At 39.0% G+C, this 20,168-nt stretch carries 8 protein-coding genes; 3 read left to right on the forward strand and 5 right to left on the reverse strand.

All coding sequences use genetic code 11. From position 1 onward, the window contains the following. Nucleotides 1-189 precede the first annotated feature (189 nt). Entirely contained in the window at nucleotides 190-2,499 is a 2,310-nt protein-coding gene (locus tag D1094_RS02120; protein WP_182440070.1) for a S9 family peptidase, read from the forward strand. 75 nt (nucleotides 2,500-2,574) lie between these two features. Here the strand turns inward: D1094_RS02120 and D1094_RS02125 are convergent, their stop codons facing one another. Then, nucleotides 2,575-4,830, reverse strand: coding sequence for an ABC transporter substrate-binding protein (locus tag D1094_RS02125; protein ID WP_182440071.1), 2,256 nt, complete (start codon nucleotides 4,828-4,830; stop codon nucleotides 2,575-2,577). 58 nt (nucleotides 4,831-4,888) lie between these two features. Then, a complete protein-coding gene (locus D1094_RS02130; protein ID WP_118958411.1) occupies nucleotides 4,889-5,320 on the reverse strand; it encodes a nuclear transport factor 2 family protein in 432 nt (143 codons plus the stop codon). 193 nt (nucleotides 5,321-5,513) lie between these two features. Here D1094_RS02130 and D1094_RS02135 point away from each other — a divergent pair, with 193 nt between their 5' ends. Continuing rightward, complete coding sequence (locus tag D1094_RS02135; protein ID WP_118958412.1) at nucleotides 5,514-6,266, forward strand: SDR family oxidoreductase; 753 nt, start codon at nucleotides 5,514-5,516, stop codon at nucleotides 6,264-6,266. A gap of 223 nt (nucleotides 6,267-6,489) precedes the next feature. Here the strand turns inward: D1094_RS02135 and pulA are convergent, their stop codons facing one another. From pulA to D1094_RS02150, 3 genes are all read right to left on the reverse strand, one after another. Then, complete coding sequence (gene pulA / locus D1094_RS02140; protein ID WP_118958413.1) at nucleotides 6,490-9,360, reverse strand: pullulanase-type alpha-1,6-glucosidase; 2,871 nt, start codon at nucleotides 9,358-9,360, stop codon at nucleotides 6,490-6,492. A 209-nt stretch (nucleotides 9,361-9,569) separates the two neighbouring features. Continuing rightward, nucleotides 9,570-13,778, reverse strand: coding sequence for an alpha-1,6-glucosidase domain-containing protein (locus D1094_RS02145; protein ID WP_118958414.1), 4,209 nt, complete (start codon nucleotides 13,776-13,778; stop codon nucleotides 9,570-9,572). A gap of 200 nt (nucleotides 13,779-13,978) precedes the next feature. Next, entirely contained in the window at nucleotides 13,979-16,585 is a 2,607-nt protein-coding gene (locus tag D1094_RS02150; RefSeq protein ID WP_118958415.1) for a hypothetical protein, read from the reverse strand. Nucleotides 16,586-17,045: 460 nt separating this feature from the next. Here D1094_RS02150 and D1094_RS02155 point away from each other — a divergent pair, with 460 nt between their 5' ends. After that, nucleotides 17,046-20,033, forward strand: coding sequence for a TonB-dependent receptor (locus D1094_RS02155; protein WP_118958416.1), 2,988 nt, complete (start codon nucleotides 17,046-17,048; stop codon nucleotides 20,031-20,033). Nucleotides 20,034-20,168 lie beyond the last annotated feature (135 nt).

The raw sequence follows: 20,168 nt of genomic DNA on the forward strand, positions 1-20,168 counted from the left end.
GCCACTCGTGATAATTATATTTTGCGATTTCTGCTATCCACCAGTGTATTCACACCACTTAACGCCTTTCACTTGTCATGACTTTGTATACAAATTATAGTGCCATTAAGATTTTATTTAACCAAAAAATTCATGTTATAACTGGTCAATTTATATCAATTTTATAACATGATAGCTTAAGGAAATTTAATGCTGACACCCTTTTTCAAGCAATTCAATATAACTGTTACTATTGCGATAGCTCTTTCTATAAGTGCTTGCCAAACTACAGCAAACCATAAGACAACGGCTCAACAATCGATGAAATCGAGCCAATTATCGCTGGAAAGTATTTATAAAGATAAAACCTTTAAATCAGAGAAAATAGGTCAAATTCGTTGGTTAAGTGATGGCAGTGGCTATTTAAGTGTTGAGCAAAACCTTCAAGCAAAAGGTCATGGCAAAAGCATAGTTCAATATAATCCAACTACGTTAGAGGCGACGATATTAGTAAGTGCTGAACAATTAACACCTGACGGACAAGACAAAGCATTATCGATAGATGATTATCGCTTTTCAGACGATCGCAGCAAATTACTCATTTACACCAACAGTAAAAAGGTTTGGCGATCAAATAGCCGAGGTGACTATTGGCTATTTGATATAAACCAAAACCAGTTAACGCAATTGGGCGGCGAGCACGGCAATTCGAGTCAATTAATGTTTGCTAAGTTTTCGCCTGATGCCACCAAGGTAGCTTATGTTTTGCATAATAATATTTACCTGCAAAACCTTTCAAACCTCAACATTACCCAGCTTACCAATTCGGCTGGCAAGGGCATTATTAATGGTTTATTTGATTGGGTTTACGAAGAAGAGTTTTTAATTCGTGATGGCTTTCGTTGGAGCCCAAACGGTAAAAAAATTGCTTATTGGCAACTTGATACTAGCGGTAGTAAAGAGTTTATTATGATCAATAATACTGATAGCTTATACCCTACGTTAACTAAATTCCCCTACCCTAAAGTGGGTGAAACAAATGCACTAGCCAAAGTTGGTATTGTTGATATTAGCAATCAAAAAACAACGTGGAGTCAGTTGCCTGATAATTCTCGCAATATGTATATTCCACGAATGAATTGGTCTGGTAACAGTGACGAAATACTCATTCAGCATGTCAACAGAAAACAAGACACCAACCACCTTTATTTAACCAATGCAGATTCAGGTAAAGTAAAACTTGTGATGACTGAACAAGAAGAAACCTTTCTCGACTTTTTTGATGATGCTCGATGGATAGATAACGGTAAAAGCTTTATTTGGACCAGTGAACGCAGTGGTTGGCGTCATCTTTATCGTATAGCACGAGACGGCTCTTCAATAGTCAACTTAACCCAAGGTAACTTTGATATTACTGACATAAAAGCTATTGATGAAGAAAATGGCTGGTTATACTTTATTGCTTCTCCAGACAATGTAAGTCAACGTTATTTATACCGTAGTAAACTTGATGGCTCTTTAAGTAATCAGCGTGTTACTCCAAAAAATCATCAAGGGTTTAACGCTTATCAAATGGCTGACAATGGCAGCTGGGCAATACATTCTCACTCAAGCTTTACCCAACCCACCACGAAATATTTGGTAAGTATTTCACCAGAAACCAACAGTACGCATGTAAGTCAACACGCACTAATGAAGAACAGTGCGTTATCAGCTAAGTTAGGCCAGCTTAATTTAGCTCAAACTGAGTTTTTTCAAGTTGAAGCGCAAGATGGCATTGTATTAGATGGTTATATTACAAGACCTGCCAACTTTGATGCCAATAAGAAGTACCCGATAATATTTTACGTGTATGGCGAAGCATGGGGGCAAACTGTTCAAGACAAATGGCGTGGCAATGCTTTTATGTGGGATCAATATCTCACTAAGCAAGGTTTTATTGTCGCCTCAATCGATAACCGAGGAACTCGCGCCCCTAAAGGGCAAGCGTGGCGTAAATCTATTTATGGTGGTGTTGGTATTTTATCTTCTCGTGACCAAAGCGATGCACTAAAAGCGATGAGCAAACGCTGGTCATACATTGATACCGACCGTGTTGCAATTTGGGGGCATTCAGGTGGTGGTTCAATGACGTTAAATATGCTCTTTAGATATCCTGAGCAATATCATGTTGGCATTTCTTCTGCCCCAGTAGCAGACCAACTGCTTTACGATACTATTTATCAAGAACGTTACTCGGGATTATTAGAAGACCACGCTCAAGGTTATAAACAAGGTTCGCCGATAACTCATGCTAAAAATCTCGAAGGTAAATTATTACTCGTACATGGCACCGGTGATGATAATGTACATTATCAAGGAGCTGAGCGATTAATTAATGAGTTAATCAAGCATAATAAACAGTTTGAATTTATGTCATATCCAAACCGTAGTCATAGTTTACGTGAAGGTGAAGGCACTACGTTGCATTATAAAACCATGAAAACGCAATTTCTTAAAGAACATCTATTAACTCATTAGTCGTTATTTTCACTATAGTAGTTAGATGTATTTCATCATAAGAAGGAGCATATGTTGATTATGCTCCTTTGCGACTTATGCTAAATATTTTCGGCAGCACTGATAAAGTAAATCAATATTGATAGGTTTACCTATATGCTGATTAAAGCCATGTTTTAAATAGTATTTAATATCACTTTCCATCACGTTAGCCGTTAAAGCAATGATAGGAGTATCAGGGTGAAGGGGCTTTATTATCTTACAAGCCTCGACACCATCTAATATCGGCATTTGAATATCCATAAAAACCATATCAACGTGGTTACTTGCCATTAAATCAACGGCTTCTTGACCATTACTGGCAACAATTATTTTGGCCTTAGTTGGTGCAAGCATAGTTTTAAAAATGACTTTATTAATGTTGTTATCTTCTGCTAACAATATCGTTTTTTCTTTAAGATCAGGAACCTTTTTTGAATCAGCCTTAAAGTCATCTTCATTTACCTGCGCAGGTGAAAGAGGTAGCAATACTTTAAAAGTAGAACCTTTGCCTAACTCACTGTTCACCACAATAAAGCCATTCATTAATTCAACTAAGCTTTGACTAATTGCCATCCCTAACCCCGTACCACCAAATTTTCGCGTGGTTGAGTTATCCGCTTGCTCAAAGCGATTAAATAATCGTTTAACCGCATCCTCTGACATCCCTACACCTGTGTCTTCAATACAAAACGCAAGGTTACCTTGTTCATTGGTATCAATAACAATAGTTACCGAACCATGCTCAGTGAACTTAACTGCATTTGAACATACATTAAGCAGGATTTGCTTTACTCTGACCGCATCACCTAGCCAACCATTTTGATAGTTTTCGCCTTTGATGACTTTTAAAGTAATAGATTTTTCATCCGCTTCTAGCTTTAGTGCCCCGTATATAGCATCAACAAGAAGGTTTAAACTAAACGGTGCTTGCTCTAAATCTAATTTACCCGCCTCAATTTTAGAGAAATCTAAAATATCGTTAATAATAGTTAATAGCGTTTTTGAAGAGTACATGGCTTTATTTAGTAGATCATTTGCTTCAACTGATTGTGGCATTTGTTTTAACAGTTGAAGAGTCCCTAAAACACCATTCATGGGGGTTCTAATTTCGTGACTCATATTCGCTAAGAATAATGATTTAGACTTATTTGCTTCTTCTGCAAATTGCTTAGCTTGTTCAATTTCCTGTTTCTGTTGTGAAAGTGCTTCATTGTGCTCTTGCAGTTGTTCATTACTGAGTGCTAACTTTTTTGTTTGCTCCATTACTTTAAGCTTCAACCGTTTATTAAAGCGCATTTGTACAATGGAATAACTAATAAACAAAAAGAGCAGTAGCAAAGCAAAATAAACAAACCTATTATCAAACTCCAACGGTTTAGCGACGTATTCTTCTAATAACAAGCCTTCAATACTTGCTGATGAAGGCGCCATTTTCAAATCTTTATACGTTTGCGCAATTCGATCAAACCTTTCTGGGAAAACATTTCCAATGGCTGTAAAGCTTGGTTTGATTAAACTTTCAGTAATTCTGCCTTCTTCGAGTAATTGCTCTTTAGAAGATCTTGAACGATATTTATTCATGATAAGCGAAGTAAGTTCACGCTGGTTTTCTAATGCATACCTCCAACCTTTTCGCGTTGCTTCAACAAATCGCTCAACACCTTCGAAGTCCTGAGTTACTCTTTTTTCAGAGGTAAACAATAAGTCGCCATAGAAATCGATTCCGTAACTTGATGGATCAATAATATTTGTCGCAAGCTCTTTTTGTTGATAATTAAAAGGCTGATTAGAGCGATAAGCAGACATGACATCTGCTACACCATTAGTAAGCACCCAGTCATCAAAGTTATGCGGAACAAACTCATATTTGTCTTCATAAATACCAAACATGTGCAATAATGCTTGTAGTGAGGCATCATCAACACTTCGTTGGAACATGATTTTTTTCCCGACTAAATCATAGGGGCTGGAAATACCTGATTCCTTTAATGCTAGAAAAACCAACGGACTTGATTGAAAAATAGTACTTGCGATAACTAACGGTTTACCGTTAAGTCGCTGAACAACAATTGACGAGTCTGCGACCCCAAAATCAGCTCGCCCTTCTAGCACATCATTAATGGCACTGGTTTTAATATCTCTTTCTCTTATTTCAACATCAAATCCCGCATCTTGATAAAAACCTTGCTCTTTCGCTGCATAAAACCCAGCAAATTGAAACTGATGAAACCATTTTAACTGTAATACCACTTTCTCTTGCGCAACCACAAAAGGAGAGAGAAAAAATAGTGCAAATATAAGTTTCTTCATGTATGAATAAATTCCTAAACAGTCACTGTTAGCATAGCTTACTTTATTGTAATTAGTATTAATGGACATTATTAGGAAGCAAAGCATCTCTTCTCGATGAATGATGCTCAACAATAAGCCATTGTCCATTTCGCTGATGAAAAGTCATACTAAAACGAGCTATCACTTCGGTTTCAAAATCATCATCATTAAGTACAAACGAATAAAGCCCAGAACAAATGGCAGTATTGTCGAAACAGCGCAGGTACTTATCTAAAAAGTGTACCTTACATGATTGACTGTGAAGTAATTCTTCAAAATAACTACGAATAGCTGTATTAGTGATCCTTTGTGTTGAAATAAATGTTCCCCACAGTGCTGCATCAGCAGCATAAAGTGAGCAAAGATCATCTAACTTCTTAGCAGATAGATATTGTTGCCACCTAGCGAGTAAAGATAATACTTCTTGTTGTTGCTGACTTGGCTCATTACCGTTTTCAACAAGCTTCATATTTAGTAGCCCAAATTTATTATCATTTAACTTACTATAAAACGAAGACAAAGAATGTTATACAACAATAGATAACTTTATTTATCAGCCTATTTTTTATTTGCTGAGAACCATTACTTAAAACTATCACTGAAAACTATTACTTAAAGTAATTACTACAACCCCATAACTGCAAAACTATAACTGAGATGTCATGACTTATAACAAAGTAGCCATTATTACCGGGGCGGGTCGAGGTATAGGCGCAAAAACAGCAAAACTGTTTGCCCAACACCAATACGCCGTGTGTATTAACTATAAAAATGATGCCCACTCTGCCAACCAAGTCGCTGACACTATTAGACAAGAAGGTGGACAATGCATCGTTGTGCAAGCTGATGTTTCATGTGAGGCTGATGTTGAACGTTTATTTATCACCGTGGACGAACAACTTGGTACGCCTACTGTTCTTGTGAATAATGCGGGTATGTTGAAGCAACAATCTCGGCTAGACCTAATGACTGCAGAGCGAATCAATGCCATCTTCACTAACAATGTCACCAGTTATTTTTTATGTAGTAAAGCAGCGGTTAAACGTATGTCGACTCGATACGGCGGCAAAGGCGGTGTTATTGTTAATGTTTCTTCTGCTGCAGCGCGAACAGGCTCTCCTAATGAATACATCGATTATGCAGCGTCAAAAGGTGCGATTGATACCTTAACTAAAGGGCTTTCAGTAGAAGTGGCTGACGAAGGGGTCCGTGTTAATTGCGTACGACCAGGGTTAATTTATACTGATATGCACGCCGATGGCGGCGAGCCTGAGCGCATTGAACGCCTGAAGGGTAATATTCCCATGCAACGAGGCGGACAGCCAAAAGAAGTCGCAGAAGCGATTTATTGGCTGGCATCAGATAAATCTTCTTTTTCAACCGGAAATTTTTTAGATGTTACTGGTGGGATTTAGCTTTAAAACGATAGTAAAATCCTAATAGCGCTCAGCTTCGAGATAGTTTTAATAATAGCAAAGCAGTATTCACTTATTTAATTGTTCCAAATAAGTGAATACTAATGCTGCTGATGTAGCGAGTAAACTACACAACTTTTGCCTTCATTTTTGCCTTCATTTTTTGCCTTCATTCAAGTGAGTTTATCTCTTAGCTGAATTAATAAACAAAGATAAACACACCCTACCTAGGCTTAACAAACACTGCCGTTGTCAACGCAGGTACTGTAATACTCTGCTCTTTAACCACACTTTGCTTGACTACATCATCGGCCCCTGCCGCTTGTTCTTTATGCAATTGATAACCAGAGAAAGTTAACTCTTGTTCAGCTGTACCACTAAAGGTTTGGCTTTTTGCTGAGGTATTAAAAACGACTAATATATTTTGATAATTATTATCGACTTGAGCACCTAGGTTATCGTTTAGCGCCATGACAATTAATCCTGCCTGCGCATTTTCGCCAGTATTCAAAAAGCTTACTTTTTCAATAATCTCTTGTGCTGTTGCCAACCTAAATAAAGGAGTAGACATTCTTATCGCTAACATTTGTGTAAACACATCACTACTAAAGGTAATATGCTTTGCAGACACTTTATCTCTACCCTGATGCCCTACCATCACTTCTTTTATTAATGGCCAATTGTCTTTATCTTTTGCTTCTGGTGGTAATCCCACATGATAAAAGTTATTTTGTTTAGAAAAATCAACTCTATTGAACCAGTCGCCATAATCATAACTATCGCGTAAATAAGATTTTGAACGTAAGAACTCAGCGCCTAAATGTAAGAATGGAATACCCTGTGCAAAGAGTGCGAACGAGATACTTTGTAAATGTAAACGTACTCTATCTTCTGTTGAAAGTTCAAACGGCAGACGGTACTGACTGTTGTCCCATAGTGTTTGGTTATCATGTTTTGACACATAATTAATGGTATCCGCAGGATCTAAGGCATAACCAGTGGGTTGATCACCATAGGGAACTTCTTTACCTAATACTTGCTGTCCATGTTCATTGGTTAAGGTGAACTCAGCCAAATTTCCTGCTAAGCCTAAACGCAATTGCGCCATTTTCAGGTGGTAATCACTTAAATCTTTTGTCTGACTTTGCTGGTTATTCGGTAAGGTTAACAAACCATTACCTACACCTTGCCCCTTACGGGTATTATTGCCTGAGCCTCGAACTGCATCTCTTAACCTATCAGTAAACGTACCAATTTCTGTACCGCCAAGCTCTAACTGACTAGCTTGTACAAACTGGCGATTATGGGCGACTTCACCAAAGTTCCAGCCTTCGCCATAAAAGTAACTATCACTATCAACTTGTCTTACCGCTGCTCTTGCTTCAAGCATTGCTTGTTTCGGTTGATGCCCCATTAAGTCAAAACGAAAACCATCAATTTTATAGTCTCGCGCCCAAACAATTAATGAATCCGTCATTAATTTAGCCATCATAACTCGCTCTGTCGCGGTATTGTCGCAACAGGTAGATTGCTCAATAGCACCTGAGATTGGGTCAAGACGATGATAGTAATTAGGTACGATTTTATCGAGAACTGATTTTTCTTCTAAACCCGATTCATAAGTATGGTTATAAACAACATCCATAATCACCCTAAATCCTAAGCCATGAAGGCTCTGCACCATTTCTCTAAATTCAATAATACGTGCTTTACCTTGTGGGTTTAGCGCATAACTTCCTTCAGGTACCGTGTAATGGTAAGGATCATATCCCCAGTTATAGTTGTCTAACTCGCGTAACTCACTCACAAGTTGCTGTGCTTGGGTGCCATTAGGATCAAAGCTTGAAAGCACTGAAAATAGTGATTGCTCTGGCGTAATCGTTACACTGCTATTTTTTTGGCAAACAAAGGCATGAGGTGCGATAGCACATACTTTGGCCATACTGTCATACAGATCAATAGCTTTGCTTTGATCTTCATTGACGGTGCCAATGTCATAAGTGGGTAATAGGTGAACGGTATTTAATCCCGCTTTTTGCAGTGATTTTAAGTGCTGCATACCGTAAGAGTCTTGCTCACTAAATGCCTTGTATTTACCACGAAAACGGCTGTCTGACAGTTTGCTATCAATCGAACTAAAATCACGAATATGGGTTTCATATAATACATGATCTTCAACATTGTTCACTGTGGGTATTTGATGACTATTCCAGCTTGGTGGTTGAGTATCGCTAGCCGCTAAGTCAACAATTTGTGAATACTTACTATTCATTGAAAGACTTAAAGAATATGGGTCTGTGGTAATAAGGGTTTCTACTTGCTTGCTCGCAGGATGATAAACCGTGATTTGATACTGATAATAACTGCCGTTTAATGCTTTGGGGATTGCTACGTGCCAAAGGCCAGTGTTTTCATCTTCAGTCAGTGCAAATGTCTCACTAGCAGAGATGCGTTGTTCATTTAATTCAACAGTATTTTTATCAAATAAGAGTACATTAATTTGTTGGGCCGTTGGTGCCCATAATTTAAAATGTGTTTGCTGCGCGGTTAAGGTGGCTCCTAAGCCTTGTTCTTCATCGGCATCGTTACTGCTTTGTGTATATAAGGCGTCAATTACTGCCCCTGTTTGCACAAAAGAAACATTCTGTACCTGCTTTGCTTTATCAAGCGCAAGCACCATTAACTGCTGCTTTAACCAAGCTTTTGCTTCAGTCGCAGTTAAGTCAACTTTATAGGCTTGAAAATCAGCTAAATGAGGAAACTTTTTAGCAAGCTTAGCTGGCATATCAGTGGTTTGCAGCGTAACAGCATCTGTTATGGCGTTATTCGCTTTAACAAGCTGATAAACGACACTATCTTCATTTTTGGGCAACAGTAATAATTCTGGCGTTAGCCAATGAGCTGCACTGTCAGTGGCTTGACTTGCTAATGTACTCGCATCAGATAACACGGCTAAACCAGTACTTTCAGATGTTATCGTTGTTGCACTGTGATCAGGTGAATCCACCGTTTGTCCGTTATCTTTACAGCTTGATAAACATAAAGGAGCTAACAAAGCGGCGACAGTGAGTAATGAAGTTGAATGCTGTTTCATAATAAATATTTAATTAACAATTTATATAACTAACTTACTTGTTCAGTAAAAATAAAAGAACACTTTTTGTCATTTTGCATACGTATTCAAATAAACACGTCCTAACAAAAAAGACTTACTGAATAAAACCAGTAAGCCTTTTTAATTAGAGCGTGTTTGTATTGCTTTTGAATTAAAGCAAGATTATGGCCTTGCTTTAACAATCACTGTTATGGCTGACATTGTTGAATTATCAACGAACCGACATCACTTCCTTTCGCTGGGTTGTCTTCATTAAGCGTTAACAAGAAGCTGTATTGCCCTGACGCTAATGATGTTTTGTTATTGTTAGTGCCTGCATCTTCATATGCGACTGAATAGCTGACACCTAAAACAAGGTTTTCACCGTTAATATCACTGCTATTGTCTGCTTGTGCCCATAACTGAGTTGCCCAGTTACCATCATCTGACGCAAGCTTAAATTGCATATCGCCAGAGAATTCAGCGACCGCTTGATAAGTGTTATTGCCTTTATAGTGTAATCGATACGCTTCATCTGCTCCCCAACCTGAATGATCACCTTTAACAAATAATTGACCGCTACCCGCGATATCAAAAGGTATATCATCATTTGAGTCTGCCAAAGCAGAACAATCAACTGAAGGAGAAACACTGGTAACAGTTAAACTCGGAATCTCTGATGAAGCATCAAGGATAAATTGATAACTACCCGAAGTTGCAGCATTAAACCCAATATCGCCACTGGCATTAGTTAAAGCAATAGCACTATTGGTAACATTGAGGTCGGTAAAGCCTAGATCTAATACCACTGCATCAGCCGAAGTTAACCTAAATGATTGCGCACCTGCCGTAATGCTTAATTCCATTTGATAGATACCATTACCTTGGTATTCAAAGCTTTCATCAAGGGTTAAACCAGAATCATCCCAACTCGTCATGGTACCGCGTAAGTAAACAGCGGTATCACCAAAAGGAGCAATATCAGGCGCATCGCGTGTTACACCCGCAGCTAAGCCAGTACCTTGTGCACCTTGTTGCGGTTTAACAAATACGGCCGTTGTTAATGCAGGAACAGTAAACGTGCCTTCATTCAGATTTTGGCTGAAACTCGCCGATTGCACTATGCTGTCTGCTGAATTTTGTTGCACTGAATGCAGCTCAAAACCTTGCGCCGTTAAAATGGTATGAGATTGCTCGCTATCACTACCATTAATCACCACAACAATAGCATCGTTTGCGCTGTCTAAATCAGTAAAACCTGTGCCATCGTCAATACTCATCACAATTAAACCCGCCGTTTGTTTGCTGCCGGTATTATGAAAGCCAACACGATCTAGCACAGCTTGCTCTGAGGTTAATCTGAACAATGGGCTGGTTGCACGTATACTCATAAACTCTTGAAAAATGGCCGATGAAAAAGCAATGTCTTGATTCATTGGCTGAGTCTCAAGATTGTTATTTAAGGCAGACATTTGCGCCCATTTCCCTTGATTATCTTGTGCTAGCGGTAAACCGATATTCCAGTTTGACGTTTGCTTAGTAAAGTCTATTCGGTTAAACCAATCGCCAGCATCATAGGTGTTTCTATCAAGTGATTTTGAACGTATTAAATCTCCACCCAATTGTAAAAAGGTAATACCTTGACTCATTAACGGCAATGTACCTGCAATGTTCTGCATGCGTACGCGTTCGCTAATGCTTGTGTCATCTTCAATACCATATTGCAGTTGATCCCATAAGGTTTCATTATCGTGCTTTGATACATAGTTAATGATATCCGCAGGATCTTTTGCATATGAAGGATGATTTGCAAAACTGCTTGCTAACTTAATATTGTCACTTTTATCTTGTAGTGAGTAATTTGCTAAAGTGCCAGCTAGGCCTAAACGCATAATATCGATATCAGCAAGGTTTGGAGCGCTATTAAATAAGGTTGCACTTCTAATGACATCACGAGGGCGATCATTAAACGTGCCCACTTCACTTCCTGCCATGTTATTTTGTTGTGCTTGTAAATAACCTCGGTCTGTGCGCGTCCAACCTTCACCATAAAAGTAGTTATCTGCATCTACAGCTTGTACTGCTTCACGGGCAGACAAAATAGACTCTACCGAGTTGTTGCTCATAATATCAAAACGAAAGCCGTCAAATTTATAGGCTTGTGTCCAAAGCACTAATGAGTCAGCCATTAGCTTATCCATCATAGTGTGCTCTGGTGCAGTGTCTTGACAACAGGTCTCATTAATTACATTGCCTGAGGTTAAATCACGGCGATGATAGTAGCCCGGTACGACTTTATCGAGTACGGAGTTATCCCACAAACCAGAAGAATTAGTATGGTTATAGACTACATCTAATACTACGCGTAAGCCCATTTCATGAAGTGCTTGGTTCATTGCTCGCATTTCAATAATACGTGCTACGCCATCAGGATTTGAAGCATAGCTACCATCAGGTGCTGAAAAGTGCTTTGGATCATATCCCCAGTTAAAACTGTCTATACCGCGCATCGCTTCAACTAATGCCTGTGCACTTTCAGAGTTTGATGAATAACTTTCCATCACAGCAAATAATGTCGCACTATTATCTTCAACACCACACACAGGTGCCGCACTATTTACAGCACATAAATCGGCTACTGTGTCAGTTAAGTTAACGGTTTTGGCATTATCTTCATTTATGCTAGCAATATCGTTTGCAGGCAAGAATTGAAAGTGAGTTAGCCCTGAGTCGACTAATGATTTCAAATGCTGAACTGGCACCGAGTTTTCTTCCGTAAAGGCAAGATATTTACCACGAGTTTCTGCTGAGGTACTTTGATCGAAGATACTAAAGTCACGAATATGACCTTCGTAAATAATGGCATCTTCTGGATTAGCCACAGTAGGAATAGCGTGTTCATCCCAACCAGCTGGTTTTAAGTCGTTATCAGCTAAATTAACAAATTGAGAGTAGTCCCCATTGGTTGCTAATGACACTGAATAAGGGTCTGTTGATTCAATGGTTTCAAAGCTTTGATTTTGTGGATGATAAACGGTTAACTCATAACGATAGAATAATCTATCGTGATTATTACTTAGTGAATGCGACCAAACACCTGTCGTTGAGTTTACTACCATGGCATGAGTAGACAATAAGGTTTTATCCGCTTGGTAAACCTTAAGGTTAACTTGTTGCGCCGTTGGTGCCCATAGCGCGGCTGCAATAGTATCACCACTATAACTAACACCTAAGGTAGCTTCGTCAGCATCATCACTGTTTTCAGTATAAAGCGCATCAAGCACACGTGGCGTTTGCACATACGTTGCCGCAAGCACTTTATCACTGCTGTCATAAGCAATCGCTAGTAGCTTACATGTTAACATTTGCTTGGCTTTACTTGAATCAGCAGAATCGGCAACAAAGCCAGATAAATCTTTATAACGTGGCATACCTAACTCTGTGGCATTATTAGCCTGTGCCAAGAACTCGATATAATTATCACCTGCAATACCCGCTTCACCATCGTAGCCCATGTCATCAACATCGCTACTGTAAATTCTTACTTTACTCACACTTGTATTTTGTGTGTTGCTATTTACTTGCCAAAAAACAGTCTCTAGGTTCACCCAGTGTGCAGCAGTATCAGCAATTAACACGCCACTAGGGTATAGCGTAGCTTGGCTATATAGCTCGCTAATACCTGACAGTGTCCAAATCATTCGCTCACCGCTTAAGTCAGCTTTATGATCAATGCCACCAATATCTTTGTCATCACCTTTGTGAACAATAAAGTTAGCACAATCACTGGCATTGTCTTTTAATTCAATGAGCCAGTAGGCGCCGTAATTAGGATCTAACCCAGATTGAGCTTGGCCTGTCGCCCAGTCGGTTCCAGCATCGCTAGCAAAATCAGCATAAGCATCACACTCGCTATTATTCCATAAGTGCAAAATCCAGCCTTCATAGTTAGCATCAGGTCGGTTATAAAAAATGACTAATTGGTTATCACCAGCGGTCACTATGGGCTCAGGCAGTGCATTAGGATCAGAGATATTAATTACTAAGCTGTCTTGTGCGCTAGCACTACTAGTATCAGTAACTGAGAATGACGCAGAAAATTCACCTGCACTTGGGTAAGTAACCACTGTTGATGTTGTTGCGCTACAGTCTGAGATTGTAACATCATCTAATGTACCACCAGGTGATAACACACAAGAAAGCGCATCATTGTCACTGTCTGCAACAGACCAAGTAAAGGTGACAGCAAAGTCATCAATATTTGAGGCAAAACTGCTAATCGTTGGCGCACTGTTTGTTGGTGTTGGCGGTGTTATGGGTGTTGTCTCTTCACCACCTCCTCCACCGCCACATGCAGCTAACGTTATGCTCAAAGAAGTGTAGAGGAAAACCTGCTTAACACTGGTTGTTATTTTCATAACAAAATCCTAATTTTTATAATCGTTATAAGGTTACCTTCATGCTATCGGTTTGCTTATTTGCTGAACAGTGATTACATACGTATTCAACAAAGTCTTTTGTAACTAAGATGTAAAAAAAGAGCACTCCCCAAAAAGAAGCGCTCTTTATTATCAATGCATTTACTGTAAGCAAGTAGAAACTAACTTAACTTTGTATGCTATTTTGCTGTTACGGTCATCGTCTTGCTTACACCATCTTCAAAAGAAAATAGGTAGGTGCCCGCTGGTAAATCAATACCAATATTATTGTTTGATTGAACTAACGTTAAAGCAACGCCAAGCTCTACTTTAGTGCCGGCAACTTCAACACCATAGTTATAACCTAGAGAACCACCCCAACCTTCATCAGCAACTTTAAACTCACCTGGTCCAGAAATAGTAACTTCCATTGAGTAAGTACGTGAAGTTTCAGCCGTATTACCTGCATCAGAGCCCATAAACATTAACTGGTTAGCATCTGATGCACCCCAATCGGTAATGCTACCACGTAAATACAATGGTGCTTCTGACACTTTAACAACAGGTTCTGCTGTATCAAAATTTACTTCAAACTTATAAGAAGTTGATTTTTCTACAACGACACGCATGTTACCGCCATCATCAGTCACGGCAATTGAATCATCGGCAATCGTTACGTCGTTAAAACCTAAGTTCACCGTACCCCAAGAGGCATCTGCAAATTTAAAGGCGTGGTTTCCGCCCGCTTCTAAGCCGTATAGTACGCTATAACTACGCTCACTAGCATTCCACAATACTTCATCAGCTTCAGGTGAAGACCAACCATTTACTGAACCACGAATAAACACAGGTGTTGTACCAAATGGTAAAGCTGGTTTAATTTCAATGCTAGGCATTTCAGGGTTAGATAAATCTAATACAAAGTCATATTCTGCAGCACTATCAGGTGTAAATGATAACGCACCACCACCATTTTCAAGCGCTAGAGGCATACTTGCTGTAATAATATTGTCTGTACCGATAGCACCTACTGCAAAACCAGCGGCTTCATCAGCAATAGTAAAGCTGTACTCTTCAGCCATTAATGCTTTTCTAAAGACATATTGACCATTAGAGCTGTACACTAATTCAATGGTTTCATCGCCCATCGTTACTACAGGGAATGCAGCAACAGGTACTTCATTAATGGTTAGTTCAACTGCTGTTGTATCTGTCGCGTTAACTAAGAATTGGTAAGTCTTTTCTTCTGCCATTTCAACTGACATGTTTTGACCTACACCTTCACCAACTGTCATGGTAATAGTTTTACCAACACCTGATTGATCGCCACCTTTAATGCTACCGAAGCTTGCTGGCTCTGACCAACCTTCATCAGCCACTTTAAATTGATGAATCATTGTGCAATCTTCACCCTCAGAGTCATCTGTAGCAGCAACGACTTCACACTCTGTATCGTATAAGTAATTTAAGCGGTACTGACCTTCACCAGTGTATTCAAACATTGCATCATCAGTTGCACTCCAACCATTAAAGCCACCTTTAATATATAAAGTTGTCTCTTCTGGATTAAAGATAGTCACACATTTAGAAGCAACATCAACTGCACCAACACCAACAGCAACGGTATCAGCAGGACACATTAATTCTTCACCTAAACAAAGTTCACCTGAATCATCTGCTGCTAATCCCCAACCACATGCTTTGATACCCGACGATGCTTCAGCACCTAAATACGGGTGTTGGTTAATTAATAACATGCCATCAAGAACATTCACTGGAAAGTCATCGTGGGCAAAAGCATTTTTATCTAAGTTGTGAAGTACTACATTACCAGATGGTCCAATAGGCATAGTTAAATCACTATCTGAAATCTTTTTACCTGATGCCGTATCATTAAAAATAATATTGGCACAGTTGCTAGGCTCTTCTAATAGATGCAACTTCCAGTAATGACCGTAATTACCATCAATACCTTTATTGTCGTTTGCATAGGTAGAGTTCGATCCCCAACTGGCAATACTATCTTCTTGATATGCTGTACAGTCATCATTGTTCCAGGTATGCACTACCATATTTTCATACAATGCAGAGTTATCTTCACCCTCAACATGATCTTCATGGCGATAAAATGCGATAGCCTCATTTGCACCGGCAGTTACTTCAGGATCAGGAACACCTAATATAGGGTTTTGTTCAGGTACGATACATTCATACGTACCTGTTTCATCAATCACTTTATAATTAGGACATGATAATGGTGGTGTATAACAAATCTCTTCACCATCCATCTCTGGTGTCGTTTCATTGACCGATCGTTCAATACGTTGTGAAGGTCCTAAATAGTTTGCTGGCGGTATCGCAGCAAACCACTGTTCAAACCATTCATCAAAACCGTCACCATAAATAACGTCTTGACCTTGTCCTACTTTAAACGCTTTAGCCTCTTCTTTGGCAATCGCTTGACGTTCTTTTTCTTCAAGTGTCAAACCTAAAATAGCGTATAAATCTAATTGTTCGTATTTAAAATCTGCTTCCCAAGCGACTTCATCAAAGTCATCACCTTGTTCAGCTTGTGCAGCAGCTTTAGCTTCTGCTTTAGCCGCAGCTAAATCAGCTTGCTCTTGTTCTGATAAAGCGTAAGAGTCTGGGCTTGCGATTTGAACAATCGACGGACTCTTACACCAAAGACCAACCTCTTCAAATACGTCAATTATTTCTGGCTGTTCTTGATCACTACCACAACCAGTAAGTGCGGTACTTACGGCAATAACAGACCCAAGCATGAGGGGCTTTAAATTATATTTCATGAGTTTATAACTCCATTAACTATATGGTTTTAGTTTATGTGCATATAAGTTGTTTTGCATACCCTTGTTTTAATTCATCGTTATGTATTAAAACTCACTTCGCTGCCTAAGTAGGGCTACAATTGTTACTCAAGATTCCGATTTATTAAATTTGGTAACACCTTAAAGCTACACAAAGAAAACAAACATGTATATATAACAACCCCTTTGAATCGCATTGAATACGTATGCATGGGAATGCGGCCTTATGAATACGTATGCATTTAACAATTGCTTGTTTTTTGACTAACTTGTTCATACACTAAATTTGCTTGCCTAATAAAATAATAAGAAAACCAATTAAAACAACACTATAGTGTATATAAGAAAGAAATTCCGATAAATAAAAGAAAGCAACTACACATTGCGACAATGCAAAACATTTAGCATAAATACACTTTGTATTTATTAAGGAATACACATGAAGAACTTTAATCTCAGTGCTTTGTCTATTGCACTTATGATAGGCGGAATACAGCTCGCTGCCGTACCTAGCTTTGCTTATGCCGCTGAAGCAGAAGTTGAAGCCAGTAAAGAAGCAGAAAGCTCATCGAAAAAAGAAAGCGATAAAAAAGCTGTTGAAGTCATCGAAGTAACGGGCTTTAGAGGCAGTGTTATTAAATCACTGAACACAAAACGTTTCTCTGATACTGTTGTAGACGCCATATCTGCAGATGATATTGGCGGTTTACCTGATGTCTCTATTGCTGATTCATTAACACGCTTACCCGGTGTTACCTCTGTTCGAATAGATGGTCAATCTAGCGAATTAAACGTACGTGGTTTATCAGGTGGATTTGTATTTTCTACTTTAAATGGCCGCGAAATGGTGTCAACCAGTGGTGGTCGTGCCGTACAGTTTGATATTTTCCCGTCTGAATTAGTTTCACAAGCACAAGTTTACAAATCGCAAAAAGCCTCTTTAATTGAAGGTGGTATTGCGGCAACAATTAACCTAGAAACAGCTAATGCATTAGATAATGACGAAGATCATTCATTCCGTGCATCTTTACACGGTAACTATAATGAAGCTGCAGCAGACAACGAAGACTCTGATGATTTCGGTCGTCGTTTAACGTTATCGTATCAAGGTAAGTATTTTGATGAAACGGTTGGCGTTGCGCTTGGCTGGGCAAATATGTTCCAACCAACAGTCTCAAGTCGATTCGTTAACTATCAATTTGATAAAAGAGACTTATCGGGTGCTTATGACGCTGCTCCAGAAGAAATATTAATCTCTTCAGGTTTTGAAATTAATGAGCGTGGTGGTGAAGATAAACGTGATGCGTTTGTATTAGCATTAAATTACGAACCAAGAGATGATCTAAGATTCCAACTAGACAGCTTCTATTCAAAATTTGATTCAGAAAAATGGGATCGAGGTCTTCGTGTTTCTGGTATTAACAACGTTGCTGTTGCGGGTTCAACATTACTACTTGATAACCCATTAATGTCAAATGGTGCACTAGTGGGTGGGACACTTTATCGAGATCGCGACGGTACAGCCGCTGCTCCTCCATACCCTGGTTCATCAAGAGATCTTAACGTTCAAACCCAAGCTGATGATAATACCACTGAAAGTGAAATGTTATCTTTTGGTCTTAAAGGTGAATGGGATATTACTGATGACCTAATGATGGTTGTTGACTTCTCGCATTCTGAAGGTAATGAAACGTATAAAGATCAGGTTATGCGCATGGCCTACTTTGAAGATTCAAGTGCAGAATACCCCGTAATTGATGACAACATTGTACTTGATTATCAATTAAATGGCTTAAATAATCCTAATATCGCCTTTAATCAAGACTTTACAGACACTGCCCACATGATGGTTACCAGTGCTGAATCTTACCCGCATGTAGAAGAAAACTCTTCTGATGCTATTCGTGTAGATTTTGCTTACCAATTAGAAAGTGACATCTTTAGTTCTGTCGAGTTTGGAGCACGTGCATCGCAGCGCGATTATGAATTAAGCCGTGGCCGCTTCTTATACGGCACCACTGACTATAATATGCGTAATGGACAATACCTCACTTATGGTACTGATGCAGAGGGTAATACTATCATAGTAGATAACTTTGCTCCTTATGCTCTTAATGACAGTAACTCAACAGTTACAAGTATTGGTGGCGATTTATCAGGCATGCCAAACTTCTTATCAGTAAATAACAATGCCATTTTAGATGCATGGATCCCTGGTGTTGATCGTACTCCGGTAAGAACTTGGGCACACGATTGGACTATGACTCAAGGCAACCTTGTAGAAGAAGACGTTTTAGCCGCTTATTTACAAGTAAACATTGATACCGAACTATTTGGCTTACCTGTTACAGGTAACGTGGGTGTACGTTACGTTAATTCTGAACAAAGCAGTACAGGTTTAGTCAGTGTTGGTGCTGGTAATGGTGATGACATCGCTGATGACTTAGGTGTAATCAACAGTAATTGGCAACGTAAAAAAGTGGGTGGTAGTTACAGTGATATTTTACCATCTCTTAACTTAAACTTTAAATTGACCGATGACGATCAATTACGTTTTGCTTATGCGAAAGTAATGTCTCGTCCAGATATGCCAACTATGGCAAACAGCGGTAATTTTGATTGGGTTGAAGATAAAGATGAAGGCCGCTATCAAATTAATTTGAATAGCTCTACTAGCCCGTTTTTACGCCCGTTTTATGCTAATCAATTTGATCTTTCTTTTGAACATTACTTTTCTGAAACCGATGGCGCCTTTGTTTTTGCCGTTTGGTATAAAGACATAGAAAACATGGTAGGTGATGCAGAAGATAAAGACTTCGATTATGAAGCGGCAGGTATTGAAGTACCACCAACACCAGAAAACAAATTATACGACCCAATTACTGGCGAATTAATTGATTATGCTAATGGTACTTATTGGCATGCTGAAAATAACGCTGATGCAGGTTATATGCGTGGTATTGAGATCGGCTATACACAAACATTCTCTTTCTTACCAGGGTTACTATCTGGTTTAGGTGCTAATGTTAACTTCTCTTACACTGACAGTGAAATTCAAGTGGAATCTAAAGTACCAGGAGAAGATGGTGCACCAAGTCCAATCGAAGGTCTATCACCTCGAGTCGTTAGTGCAACCTTATTCTACGATTGGGAAGAGAAGCTATCACTTCGCTTTAGTGGTCGATACCGTTCAGCTTACTTAAGCCAACAAATCGCTATTGGTGCTGATCAATCAGCTTACTTCCAAGAAGAAACAATCTTCTCGGCACAAGCGTCATATAACTTCACTGATAACTTACAAGCAGTTGTTTCAGCAGATAATATTACTGATGAACCAAATATCTCGTACTTTGGTGATACCGCACGTACCGGTACTATTCAGTACTTCGGACGTACGATTTACTTTGGAGTAAACTACTCATTCTAATTGAGTAATGTAAATTCAAGTCAAAGTTAAAAGTAAAGTGCAATAATTTAGGTTATTGCACTTTTTTTATAGCAAATTTTGTCTCACCTTCTTACAACTAAACACTAAAGCAAGTAGTAGTTTTCTATATAAACT

The organism is Colwellia sp. RSH04 (assembly GCF_003545765.1).
Classification (GTDB): domain Bacteria; phylum Pseudomonadota; class Gammaproteobacteria; order Enterobacterales; family Alteromonadaceae; genus Colwellia.